15 protein-coding genes are annotated in these 11,293 nt (G+C 69.9%); 1 reads left to right on the top strand and 14 read right to left on the bottom strand.

Features of this window, described 5'->3' with window-relative positions; translation table 11 throughout:
- Positions 1-68: 68 nt before the first annotated feature.
- The 7 genes from ACSC1Q_RS15310 to ACSC1Q_RS15340 all read right to left on the bottom strand — a co-directional run bounded on the left by ACSC1Q_RS15310 (position 69) and on the right by ACSC1Q_RS15340 (position 6,035).
- On the bottom strand, positions 69-824 hold the full coding sequence (locus ACSC1Q_RS15310) for a hypothetical protein (protein WP_436759372.1): 756 nt from the start codon (positions 822-824) through the stop codon (positions 69-71).
- Positions 821-1,351, bottom strand: a complete 531-nt coding sequence (locus tag ACSC1Q_RS15315; RefSeq protein ID WP_436759373.1) for a hypothetical protein — start codon at positions 1,349-1,351, stop codon at positions 821-823. The genes ACSC1Q_RS15310 and ACSC1Q_RS15315 overlap by 4 nt, the downstream gene beginning before the upstream one ends.
- Positions 1,348-1,545, bottom strand: a complete 198-nt coding sequence (locus ACSC1Q_RS15320) for a hypothetical protein (protein ID WP_436759374.1) — start codon at positions 1,543-1,545, stop codon at positions 1,348-1,350. The genes ACSC1Q_RS15315 and ACSC1Q_RS15320 overlap by 4 nt, the downstream gene beginning before the upstream one ends.
- Positions 1,542-1,769 carry a hypothetical protein gene (locus tag ACSC1Q_RS15325; protein ID WP_436759375.1) on the bottom strand — a complete coding sequence of 76 codons (228 nt, stop codon included), beginning with the start codon at positions 1,767-1,769 and terminating at the stop codon, positions 1,542-1,544. The genes ACSC1Q_RS15320 and ACSC1Q_RS15325 overlap by 4 nt, the downstream gene beginning before the upstream one ends.
- Entirely contained in the window at positions 1,766-2,458 is a 693-nt protein-coding gene (locus ACSC1Q_RS15330; protein WP_436759376.1) for a GIY-YIG nuclease family protein, read from the bottom strand. Before ACSC1Q_RS15330 ends, ACSC1Q_RS15325 begins: the two co-directional genes overlap by 4 nt.
- Before the next feature lie 488 nt (positions 2,459-2,946).
- Complete coding sequence (locus tag ACSC1Q_RS15335) at positions 2,947-5,904, bottom strand: YfjI family protein (RefSeq protein WP_436759377.1); 2,958 nt, start codon at positions 5,902-5,904, stop codon at positions 2,947-2,949.
- Positions 5,901-6,035, bottom strand: a complete 135-nt coding sequence (locus ACSC1Q_RS15340) for a hypothetical protein (protein WP_436759378.1) — start codon at positions 6,033-6,035, stop codon at positions 5,901-5,903. The genes ACSC1Q_RS15335 and ACSC1Q_RS15340 overlap by 4 nt, the downstream gene beginning before the upstream one ends.
- 224 nt (positions 6,036-6,259) lie before the next feature.
- Here ACSC1Q_RS15340 and ACSC1Q_RS15345 point away from each other — a divergent pair, with 224 nt between their 5' ends.
- Positions 6,260-6,742 carry a hypothetical protein gene (locus tag ACSC1Q_RS15345; protein ID WP_436759379.1) on the top strand — a complete coding sequence of 161 codons (483 nt, stop codon included), beginning with the start codon at positions 6,260-6,262 and terminating at the stop codon, positions 6,740-6,742.
- Positions 6,743-7,807: 1,065 nt separating this feature from the next.
- Here the strand turns inward: ACSC1Q_RS15345 and ACSC1Q_RS15355 are convergent.
- From ACSC1Q_RS15355 to ACSC1Q_RS15385, 7 genes are all read right to left on the bottom strand, one after another.
- The gene (locus ACSC1Q_RS15355; protein WP_436759381.1) at positions 7,808-8,038 is read right to left on the bottom strand and encodes a hypothetical protein; all 231 of its coding nucleotides are present in this window, start codon (positions 8,036-8,038) and stop codon (positions 7,808-7,810) included.
- The gene (locus ACSC1Q_RS15360) at positions 8,031-8,219 is read right to left on the bottom strand and encodes a hypothetical protein (protein ID WP_436759382.1); all 189 of its coding nucleotides are present in this window, start codon (positions 8,217-8,219) and stop codon (positions 8,031-8,033) included. Before ACSC1Q_RS15360 ends, ACSC1Q_RS15355 begins: the two co-directional genes overlap by 8 nt.
- Positions 8,212-8,778, bottom strand: coding sequence for a hypothetical protein (locus tag ACSC1Q_RS15365; RefSeq protein WP_436759383.1), 567 nt, complete (start codon positions 8,776-8,778; stop codon positions 8,212-8,214). Before ACSC1Q_RS15365 ends, ACSC1Q_RS15360 begins: the two co-directional genes overlap by 8 nt.
- Positions 8,779-8,880: 102 nt before the next feature.
- On the bottom strand, positions 8,881-9,123 hold the full coding sequence (locus ACSC1Q_RS15370; protein ID WP_436759384.1) for a hypothetical protein: 243 nt from the start codon (positions 9,121-9,123) through the stop codon (positions 8,881-8,883).
- The gene (locus tag ACSC1Q_RS15375; RefSeq protein ID WP_436759385.1) at positions 9,116-9,682 is read right to left on the bottom strand and encodes a DUF6283 family protein; all 567 of its coding nucleotides are present in this window, start codon (positions 9,680-9,682) and stop codon (positions 9,116-9,118) included. Before ACSC1Q_RS15375 ends, ACSC1Q_RS15370 begins: the two co-directional genes overlap by 8 nt.
- The gene (locus tag ACSC1Q_RS15380) at positions 9,682-10,251 is read right to left on the bottom strand and encodes a hypothetical protein (RefSeq protein ID WP_436759386.1); all 570 of its coding nucleotides are present in this window, start codon (positions 10,249-10,251) and stop codon (positions 9,682-9,684) included. Before ACSC1Q_RS15380 ends, ACSC1Q_RS15375 begins: the two co-directional genes overlap by 1 nt.
- On the bottom strand, positions 10,251-11,264 hold the full coding sequence (locus ACSC1Q_RS15385; protein ID WP_436759387.1) for a DNA translocase FtsK: 1,014 nt from the start codon (positions 11,262-11,264) through the stop codon (positions 10,251-10,253). The genes ACSC1Q_RS15380 and ACSC1Q_RS15385 overlap by 1 nt, the downstream gene beginning before the upstream one ends.
- Positions 11,265-11,293 lie beyond the last annotated feature (29 nt).

The raw sequence follows: 11,293 nt of genomic DNA on the forward strand, positions 1-11,293 counted from the left end.
AGCACTGTAGACGGCCTGGTCGGCGGAAGCCCCGAGGCGGAGGAACGCGGCGGCGCGCGGCTCCCGGTTCACCGCTCACCCCCGGCGACCGCCTCAATCTGGGCGGGCACAATCCGCTCCAACCAGCCCGGCCAAGAGCGCCGCACCTGCTCGGCGTCACCACCGCCGCTCAACACCCCGAGGACGGAGGCGAGCAGCCCGTCCGCCGTACCCCGGATGACGTCGGCGAGCATCACCCCCTGCTGCTCCGCAAGACGGACCTGCTGCTCCGCGATCCCCATGTCATGACACACCTTCGCGAACCGGACACACCGGTCACGCTCCTGCGCCTCGAGAGCCGCCAACCCGCGCACCGCCTCACCGGTCGCGTAGATGCCGATGTCCTTCACCGCACCCCGGGTAACACCGACCAGGCCGGCGCCGTGGCCGACGTCTTCGCCGGGGGCCGCGAACTCTGCGTCGCCGTCCGGCCCGCCGTCGGGGTCCGAGCGGGCGCCCTGCGCTTCCTCCACCTGCCGGCGCAGCAACCCGGCGTACAAGTGCACCCGCGCCCACGACATCTGCAGCATGCCGAGCACCGCCTCCGTCGCCGACACCGTCGACTCGCCGTGCAGGGCGGACCAGGCCGACACGGCTTCGCCCTTCGCCTTCGCCACCTCCGCCCGCTGGCCGGCATGCATCCGGCAGGCGTCGATGCCCGCGATCGCGATGCCATGGCACACCGGGACCGTCTTGCCGCGTTTCGCGCACTCCCACCGTTCGTGCTGCTCGCACCAGCGGGCGCCGCCACGCGCGGGGTCGTTCTCTCGCATGGGGCCGGTCACACGGCACCTCCGGAGACTCGCGGGCCTGTAGTGGCCTGTGAGCCTTGCGAGACCCGGGGGGGGTCCTGGACTGTCGGGGAACCCTGTTCACCGCTCAGCGTCCGCTGTAGCCCCGTACACGGCGTGCGGAGCACGTACGGTTTCCCGCACTGCCCGCTCCGCACCGGCATGGTGGAGGCGGCGCTGTGCCAGTGGGTGCGGTCACACCACGGGCAGGTGACGACGAGCAGCCGGTCGCCAGCAGCCCGCGCGGTCGCCCACCGGGCGATGAGGCAGATCTCCACCTTCGCCCGGCGGACGGGTGGCCCGCAGACGACGGAGCACGGCACGCACAGCCCGTCGTCCTCGTCCCGGCCGCACACCAGGCAGCGGGGGTTGCAGACGCCGCGCAACGGGGCGGCGAGGCCGAGGGCGTGGAAGCGCTGCGCCTTCTTGAGCGGCGGCGGAGCAGCCTGGGCGGGGACCGCCGGTGCGGGGTCGTCCCACAGGGTGTCCTGGCCCGGCGGCAGGGCGAGAGCGCGGGTCACGGGGCGACCGCCTCAATGTGGGTGAGGAAGATGCCGCCCGCAACCCCCTCGACGGACACCACCGGGGCGCCGTGTCCGAGCGTCCACGCCGGGGTGCGGGTGCGGGTCGTCAGCGGCTCGTCGTCGCGAGTGCCGGGCCACGCCAGGACCGGCGTCCCGATCGGATGGAGGGCGTTCCAGTCGTCGGCGGTCATGATCCTTCTTCCTGAAGCTGGGCGGCGATCGTGTCGGCGAGGGTGTGGCATTCGGCCCGCAGGTCTTCCGGCAGGTCGGCGAGCACCCGGCGGGCGTGCGCGTCCGTCTGGGTCGTCGAGTAGGCGACCACCACGCAGCCAGCGGTACGGCGGGTGAGGCTGCCGCCGGGGGCTTCGTCGGCGAGTTGGCGGGCGCGGGCGGCGACGGCGAGGTTGGGGGTCACGGCTTGACCTCCGGGCCGACCTCGACGAGGAACGGGGTCCCGACCTTGTCGGGGAGGTCCTCGTCGTTGTTGCGGGGGAAGGTGCTCTGCAGCGTCGTGATGAGGCTCTGGATGGGGGCGAGGTCGCCGCGCGTTTCGGAGGCGATGAGAGCCCGCTTGGCGGCGCCCAGGTGGGCCGGGCGGACGTGGATGCCGCGGTATCGGGAGTTGCCGTTGCCGGTGAAGGTTTCTTCCCGGCAGCCGTCGGCCCAGAGCCAGTAGATCGACACCCGGTTGAGGAAGTCGGTGGTCTCGATGGTGGTGATGGGGGTCAGCCAGTTCTCGCCGCGAGAGCGCAGCTGGTCGACGAGTTCGTCGCGGTTGATGCCGACGTAGAGGTGGTCGCCGCGGTTCTCGACGTCGAGGTAGGCGCCGTTGGGGAGGAGGCGGTGCTCCCAGCCAGGGGCGGCGGGGTTGGTCCGGCCGGCGATGTTGTGGCGGGGGTTCTCGTCGCGGATGGCGGTCCGCTCGGCGGTGAGCGCTTCATCGCGGATGGGGTGGTGTTCGAGGGTGACGCGGGCGACGTCACCCCACCAGTGCTTAGCACCGCGGTGCTGCTGCCAGCGGCGGCCGGGGTTGCCTCCGACACCGACGTACAGCAGGACATCTGCGGAGTCGTAGAGCCGGTAGACGGTGGTCGGGGTGGTCATGGTTTGCCTCCAGGGGGACCGAGGTTTTGGTGACTCTGCGTAGACATCCGGTACATCCGGTACATCCGGTATCTCGGGAGTCGGAGAATCTGGAGGCGGTCGCTGTACGTAGATCCTCGCCCGGTATTTCTTATACAGACAGTAGTTTGATCTTGATCTATTTATTAATAACCGGATGTGCCGTATATACCGGGCCACCTGCGACGTCCGGTATTTTTCAGACCACATCCGGTACGTCCGGTACGTCATCCGGTACATCACAGCCGGTGACATTGAAGGGGTGGTCCGACCCGCCCCCGCCAGATTCCGACTCATACCGGGTACCGGATGTACCGGATGTACCGGACGTCGCCGTTTCCGCAGCTCAGAGCGCAGGGAGACGTCCGGTACCCACATACCGGGCACATACCGGATGTACCGGATGTCCCCGCCGACATACCGGACGTCTCCCCGGACGTACCGGACGCCTCTGCGCGGAGAGTGACCCATCACACGCCCCCGCCCAGCAGTGACGGATGCACCACGAACAACGGATCCGACAGGCGGCGGCCCGCCGCGTCCACCCGGGTGACGCTCGCCAGCCACCCCTCGTGGGTGAGCGCCAGCAGCACCGCCCGAACCCCAGGCGCCCCGTGCTCCTTCACCCACCCCCGGCCGCGGAGCCCAGCCCGCGCCTGGTCGGCGGTGAACTCCCCCATCCCCTTACGGCGGATCCACGCCAGCACGTGGCCAGTGGCGTCCTTCAACCAGGCGACCTGGCCGCGCGGCCCGCCGCCGTCGATGCCGCCGAGGATCGCGATGGCGTGCGGGATGCAGTAGTCGACGATGGCGAGCGCGTCCGTCATCACCTCGGCGCCGACGGGCATCTGCGGGTCGTGGCCGCCGGCCAGGTGCAGGATCGCGGCCAGCCGGTAGGCGTTGCCCGCGGCGCGGCTCATCCACCCCTTGATGCACACGAGGTCGCCGGTGTCGGGGTCGAGGCGGCGTTCGTGGCGTTCCCGCCAGGCGAGCATGAGCTGTTCGGCGTCTTCCCCGACCTGCATGGGGGTGGGCGGGGCGGGGGCGCCGTCGTCGTCGAAGATGCGCCCCTCGGGGCAGACGGCGTAGAAGGCGCGGCGCACGCAGGCGTCCCACGCTTCGCTGAGGTAGGCGGGGATGTGTGGCGGCCGCACGTCGCGGTTCCCGGCCAGGGAGGCGGGGCGGGCGAGGAGGAACCGGTTGAGGAGGCCCTTGTCGGTGACGCTTTTGGAGGAGATGGCGTCGTCGATGACGACGGGCTGCACCGACAGGGACAGGGCGAGGGAGGGGCGTTCGAGCTCGAAGGAGTCGCGGCTGATGCGGTCGGGCCGCCAAGGTTCGGAGGCGTCCCACGCGGTGAGCACGAACTCAAGGTTCGGTTTGCCGTTGTTGTAGCGGCCGCAGATGTTGCCGAGGAACGTGCCTTCGGCGCTGATGATGCCGATGTGGCCGCCGACGCGGTGCATAAGCCGGGCGAGCGCTTCGGGCAGGACGTCGCCGACGAGGAGCTGTGGGCGGGGCGGCCCGGTCAGCTCCTTGATGGTGTCCTTGAGCGTGTCGAGGTCGGCGAGGAGGGTGCGGCGTTTGTCGCCGTGGGCGGACGCCAAATCTTTGATGATCTTGTCGCGGGCGGCTTGCGCGATTTCCAGCTGTTCGGCGTTTTCCCCGTACTCGGCGTCCCACGCGCGACGGAGTGCGCTTTCGAGCCGGTAGATGGGGGCGTTGACGGCTTTGAACGCCCGGGATTTGCCGTCGCCGGAGTCGGCGATGCTGGACAGGAACAGGGCGAGGGTTTCCTCGGTCCACTGGCCGCTGATGGTGGCGTGGCTGCCGACGGCGGTGGACAGGGCGCCGATGGTGGCGAACGCGGCGATCTCGGGTGGCGTCTGCGTGTAGACGGCGACGGCCTGGACGAACTTGCCGGTGTCGCCGGGCAGCGTGTGGAGCGGGAAGGGCGGCAGGAGGGCGGGCCGGTCGTCGCTTCCGGGGATGGTCCAGACGGCGCCGTACAGGTGGCCGGTCTCGGGGAACACGCCGGCCCAGATGGTGTCTTCGCTGGCCGCCGCCATGGTTTTACGGACGTCGCCGCCGAGGTCGGCAGGCGCGGCGGCGGGCTCCGGGTCGTCGGTGGGATCATCGTCGTGCTCGGTCGGCTCGACGGTGGGCCAAGGCGTCTCGGTCTTCCAGGAGCCGCCCGCCTGCCAGGGGCGGATGGCGCACCGCTGCCGGATGTGGTCGAGGATGTGCTGCGGAAGCGCTCGGGCGGGAGCGCTCGCGTTGGGTGATCCCGCCGCCGCCAGGACCAGGTCTTTCGCCGCGGCCTGAAGCGCGGCAGGGGCTATCCCGCCGTGGTACCAGTGGGCGAACACCTTGGCCGGGGTCAGCCGGTATCCGGCGCCGACGGGCAGGGGCGCAGTCTCGGAGTGGTTGACGAGGACGTGCGGCCAGGCGCGCACGGAGTACTCGGACGCCGGGGATGAGCCGGAGTATTTCCACAGCTCGGCCCCGTCCCGCTCCCCTCGCACGTAGTTGAACCCTTGGGGCTCCAGAAGGTCACGCGGTTCGCACACCTCGGCGAACGCGGTGAGGGGCCCGACCTGCCCGGGCGGGTACGTCGCGGGCCGCAGCCGGGGCGCCGGGGTGGTGCGGGCGGTGTGCTCGGGTTCGGGCAGGTCGATGCTGAAGGAGACGGTGGCGAGTTCGTCGAGCTGGTAGACGACGCCGGTGTCTTCGACCGTTTCGCACCGCCGCTCCAGGCCGGGCACCTTCCGGTTGATGGTGCCAGGGATGCGCAGGACCCGGTCGAGGTCGTAGACGCCTACGCCGTACTCCCAGCCGAGCCGGTTGGCGGAAGCCTTGATGATGTGCTGCCAGCGGGAGGACAGGGTGCTGATGTCACCGAGGTCGTCGCTGATGAGGTGCGGGGCCTCCAGGAACCACCACGGGTAGAGTCCGCCGCCAGAGTTGATGATCAGCGACGGTTCGGGCAGCCCGGATTCGGCGATGATCTGCCGGGCCGCGGCGGCGTCGGGCGGGAGCGGCAGCAGGGTGCAGGCGTGTCCCCTGTTCCCCTTCTCGGGGCAGGGGGCAGGGCAGAGCTCGTGCTTGTGTCCGACCGTCCCGTAGTCGACGTCGGCCCAGAAACCGGGGAAGGACAGGGATACGTCGGCGCCCCCGCGGCCTGTGGCGGGCCGCTCCCGCAGGGTGGTGCAGCGGGTGTAGATGCCCAGGTCGTTCTTCGCTTCGAGGCCGCGAACGTATTCGGCGGCGCCGCTAATCCCGGCGGTGGTGGTGGCGAAGAAGCGGCCCCTCCATTTGCCGGGAGGGCCGCTGCCAGCGGAGCCGATGTGGATCCAGCCTTCGGCGCCGCCGTGGAGGCGGGTGAGCCACCGCTGGACTTGGTCGAGGTCCAGGGCCGGGGCGCTCATGAGGCCTGCCGGTCGAGCGTGGCGACGATGTTGATGAGGCCGGGTGCCCCGCCGTGGAGCGTGGTGAGCCAGTGGCGGGCCTGGTCGAGGTCCGCCCGCTCCGTAGTCGGCGGGTCGTGCTTGGCGGTCAACCGGTCCCCCAGGGGCGTGTTCGGGTTGGTGGTCAGGGGCGGGGCGGGGCCGGTCTTCGGAGACCACCTCCGGGCGCGCGAAATAGGGCTCTTGGCGAGCCGTGTTCTGGTGTCTCGTCGGCCACTTGCCGATTTCGTGTCTGCACACGATCATAGTCTGTGTGCAGACACAGGGCTACTCCGCGCGGGCTGGTGTGCATACACGCCCGGATACGATGTGCGACGTGAGCGACTCGACCGACAACCACACGCCCCGACACGCGATCCGGGTCGAGGAGTACCTGTGGGCGGAGTTCGGGCGCCTGGTGGGCGCCCGGAACCGCTCGTCGTTGGTCCGTGATTTCATCCGCTGGTACGTGAGCGAGCCCGGCGCTGAACTGCCGGCCCGCCCTGGAGACGCCGATCTCCGTGATGAGCTTCTGGAGACGAAGAACAAGCTGAGAGTCATCCGGAACAAGGTGGTTCATGCGGACCAAAAGGTGAGCATTTCTCCCAACAAGGACGAGGCGCTCGACCCTCTGGAATTCCGCCTTCTCCTTTCCATGGCTGACGAGATTTCCGAAGTTGAACTCGCCGCCAGGCTGGAAGTTCCGTCGACGGCTGTCAGGGGCCACATCAGAAGGCTCGCGGCGAAGATCGACGCCGTCGGCGAGGTCAAGATCTGGGTTCCAGACGATCCGCTGTTTCGCCGCCCAGCTGATGGCTGACGTGTAGCCGCAGTTCAGAACAGCCCATCCTGAACCGTCCCCGCGTACGTCTCCTCCACGACGGGCCCGGCTTTCGCCGCCTTTGCCCGGTGCCGCGCCGCGCACCTGTCGCATGTCAGCGCGGTGTACAAAGTCAGGCGTGGTCTGCGCCCGGTGATGATGAGGGTGGCGGGGCGTGGGCAGCTGCTGCAGGTGGAGGTCGGCAAGGCGCTCTCCGTGTTTACAGGACATTTCCGTAAGATCGACTGACCTGCGGTGATGTGTGGCGGGGAGGCGGTCCAGCGGTGCGAATGCAGGGTGAATGCGCGGGCGGCCGCAGCGAACGTGCTGGTCGGGGCGCTGCCGGGAAATTGTCCTGAAATTGGCAAGAGCCCCGCTCACGCTGTCCACCGCCCCGTCGAAATGCCTGCCTTCTCGGCGAGGTCAGCGGTGTAGCTCGCTCCGTGTGAGCCGTGAGGCTGTGGTCGGCGGCACGCGGGTTTCACGCAGGGGGCGATGAAGGCCAGGCAGTGGTGGGCGCCGAGGGCGACCATGTGGCTGTCGCGGTGGAGGGCGGCTGCTGGGCAGAAGGTGGTTCCGTCTTTTCGGGTGCGCCGGTGCGCGGGGGTGCATTTCGGTGTGGAGCAGACGGCCCAGTTCGGGCGGTGGGGTTCGACGTGGAGGGCGATTCCGGTGTTGTCGTACCAGCCGGCTTGGTCTTCGCAGTATTCGGCGGCGTGGGTGTCCGCGCCTTCGGCGTCGCCGTGGACGACGGTGATTGTTGTGTGGCCGGCCTGGCGCGCTTGGTGGATGGTTTCGTCGAGGTAGTCCCATACGGCGGCGCTGGGGACGCCTGCGCGGGATCCGGTGACGAGGATCCGGTAGGGGGCCGGACCTGTTCCGTTCCGGTTCGTTCCGTTTCGTTCCGCGCCTTGGGGTTCTGGCTGGTGGGCGCGGCAAAGAGGCCCGACCGCGTATGGCCGGGTCGGCGTAGCCCCGCATGGCCCGGTTCCGGCTCCGCATGGCCCGTGGAGGCGGGACGGGCCCGGCCGCGGGGTGGCGGCCGGGCTGGTGGGTGTGGGCGTATCACGCATGGCTGTCCGCGCGGAGGTGTTCGGGGACGTCTTCGTGGAGCTGGTAGAGGGTGTGGAGTTCGGCCGGGGTGAGGGTGGTGGTGCGGGTGGCGCTGTCGCCTTCGAGGTAGGTCATGCCGCGGATGTCGCCGTTGGGGAGGACGGTGGTGACGAGGAAGCGGCGGCGGGTGCTGGTGCGCCCGGCCCAGATTTGGGCTCGGCTGGGTGGGGCGGGTTCAGGCATCGCGGGTCTTCCCTCTGCTGGTTTTGCGTCGCCGCGGCGGGTTGCCTGCGGCTTCGCGGGCTCGTTTCTTGGCGGCGTCGTCTTCGCGGCGGGCGTGGAGGCAGGGTTCGCAGGTGACGGTTTTCTCTCGGAGGTGGCGTCGGTAGCCGCGGACGGTGCCGTGCCTGAAGTCGTCAGCCACTGCTGTCCTCCTTGGCCCAGGTGCGGTGTGCGGCGTCCTGGACCTTCTGGAGGGCTGCGCGGGTCTGTTGTGGGGTGAGGGCGCCCTTGTCGAGGGCGTTGAGGAGGTCGTGGATGCCGACGACGTAGGTGGCGCGGACTGTTTCGAGGCGGGCTTCGGTGCGTCGCGCGCGCCAGGCCTGCTGGGTGCCCTCGGTGCAGCGGGGGCAGACATCGTGGTGGCGTTCGCACGCCAGCTCGGTTTCTGTCCAGCCGCGGCGGGTGTTCTCCCGTTCGAAGCGCAGGTATTCCTCGTGGGTGGCGAGCTTGCCGCGGACCATACTCAGGGCGGAGCGGAGGCCCAGGACGCGCTGGTACGCCTGCCAGTACGGGGAGCCGGCGCGGCGCACCCCGTCAGGGTCACTGCGGTACTCGTCGGCGATGAAGTCCGGGGTCTCGTCGGAGACCGCTGCTTCGAGGTCGGCGACAAGGCCGGCGAACAACAGCTGGCGTAGGCCTTTCGGGTCGGTCGGTTCGGCGGGCGGCTGGGTGTCGTCGAGGTCGAAGAGGGTGTCAGCCATGGGGCTCAACCTCCTCGGCGTCTTGGTCGAGGAGGTCGAAGTCGATGGCGAACGGGTCGCCGATGGCTTTCAGGTCAGCCCAGAGGTTGCGGAGGCGGCGGATCATCGGCCTGCCTCCGGTGCGTCGGTGAGGAGCCGGTAGCCCGTGCTGGTGGGCCGGAACCGGTCGAGGCGGATGCGGCTGCGGCGTTGGCGTGTCCGGCTGTCGACCAGGCCGCGGATGTCGACTTGGACGACGGTGGCGCGGGTGTCGTCGGTTTCGAGCACGCGGATTTTCCGGCCTGCGGAGCGGGGGTCGTTGTCCGCCCACACCTGGTGAGGGCGGACGGCGAGAGCGTCAGCCATGGCTGGTCACCTCCGCGGCGGCGCGGGCTTCTTCGAGGTGGGCGCGGAGTTCGTCGGGGTTGTCGGGTCGGGGTGGGAGGGGTTCGGCGCCGGGGTGGGCGAGGTAGGTGGGGACGTCGGGGAGGAGGTGGCGGTGGGGGCTTTGGCGGGCTTCGTCGTGGGCGCGGGCTTGGTCTTCGAGCCAGGCGATGGTGGGGTCAAGCACAGCCGACCCCTGGTTGGCGGCAGCCATCTCCTCGTAGGAGCCGTACAGGTCGGGCCAGCCCGCGCCGGGGGTCAGCGCCTCGACGGGCAGTCGCCGCTGGGCGACGGCGATGCGGATGCCGAGGTGGTTTTCTCCGGCGACGGCAAGCCATCCGGCGCATGCGAGGTCGGCGTTGGTGCCGGGTTCGCCCTTGTGGCAGCCGAACATGGGGGCGCTGGGCGGCGCTTCGGCGCCGGGAGCGCCGGAGGTGGAGGCGAGGGCGTCGTAGCGGCAGGCGGAGAACTGGCCGGGTTGGGCGTCGCGGCGCCAGGGGCATTCGTTGCAGGGGAAGATGCGGCGGGGGAAGTCGCTCATCAGTTGTTCACCGCCCCGGCGTCCTCGCTCTGCGCGGCTTCCTGTGCTTCGAGGACGGCGTAGTACTCGGAGAGCTTCATCCGCTGCCACACGGCGGGGTCGATCTTCACGGTGGAGTCGATGGCTTCGGGGTCGCATCCCCATTTCACGTAGAGCGCGTTGTTGTCGATGAGGGCGTTGTTGATGAGGGTGATGCCGGGCCGGAACACGTGGTGGTCGCCCCACGCCATTTCTGGCATGCCGCCGGGCAGGTTCTTGCGGGCGGACGGCATGGCCAGTTGGTCGAGCCGCTTGCCGAGTTGCTTTCCGACCCGGGTGCGGCGGGCGGGCACGATGGCGCCGTCCAGGTCGCGGTCGAGCCGCCATCCGTCGGGTATGGGCTGGTCTTCGGGGTGGGCGACGCCGATCATCCAGCGTCCTTTGGTGGCGATGCTGCGGCCTTCGAAGCCGTGTGCGGCGAGGAAGGCTTTCCGCTGGGTTGTGATGTCGGCGGCGCGCTGCTCGGCCGCGTGCCAGGCGCCCAGCACGTCGGGGTGGGTGCTGCGGTAGACGGTGAGGTCGGCGCTCATCAGGCGTTCACCGCCGCGAACACGTCGTTGAGCGTCTGACCGGTGCCGCGGATTTCGGCGAGCACCTGCTGCAGCTGGCCGGGGCTGGCGAGCACCTCGCGTGCTTTCGTGCCTTCCGCGGAGCTGACGACGCCGTGCTCTTCCAGCTGGTCCATGAGCTGTCCGGCCTTGGCGAAGCCGACCCGGGCTTTGCGTTGGAGGAAGGAGGTGGAGCCGAACTGGGCGGTGATGATGAGTTCGGCGGCCTGGGCCAGCAGCTCGGTGTCGTCCCCGGCGGCGGGCGAGTCGGCGGCCGGACTGCGGAACAGTGGCTCTTCCGGTTCGGCGCCGCCGTCCTCATCGGCCAGCTCGTTCGGCCACGGACTCCCGGCAACGGCTTCGCCTGCGTCGAGGTGTCCGACGGGCATGAGCACCCCGATGACCCGGTGCTCCACCTGGATGAGGATCGGGTCGGTGGGCTCCGGCCCGACGTGGACGGTCAGCACTTCACCGGGGGCGGTCGCCTTGGCCCACCGGCTGAGGTAGGTGGGGGTGAGGGCGAGGAGCGGCGCCGCGGGGGCGAGGTTCCGCTCCACCACGGGGCGGAGGAGTCTCCGCCAGGTCCTGAGGGGCCCGTGGCCGCGCCCGTGGAGGACGAGCCGGGTTCCGTCCTCCGCTGTGACGGTGAGGCCGAGAGATTGGACGGTGTCGCCGCGGGGGCTGGCGGGGACGGACACCTTGTCGATGACGACCTGGAGCTGCGGGTTGTCCTTCTTGCTGTGCTTGAAGAGCTTGAGCATGGCGGCGATGTCGTCTCGGCCGATGGCCACCGCGGCGTCGTCGGCGTCCTCGTCGAGGGGGTGGCGGGCGGCGGCCATGGTGTAGCGGTCGGTGGCGACGGCGTACAGGACGTCGCCGCGGACTTCGAGGAGGACGACGCCGAGTTCGGGGACTTCGGGGTCGGTGCCGGCGTGCGGCAGCACCGGTGTGATCAGGTCGTGCAGGTCTTTCGTCGAGAGGTCGATGCGGGTCATCGGCTACTCCGAAGGGTGAGGGGCCCGGC

Source organism: Streptosporangium heterodermiicola (assembly GCF_051390675.1).
In the GTDB taxonomy this organism is placed as follows: domain Bacteria; phylum Actinomycetota; class Actinomycetes; order Streptosporangiales; family Streptosporangiaceae; genus Streptosporangium.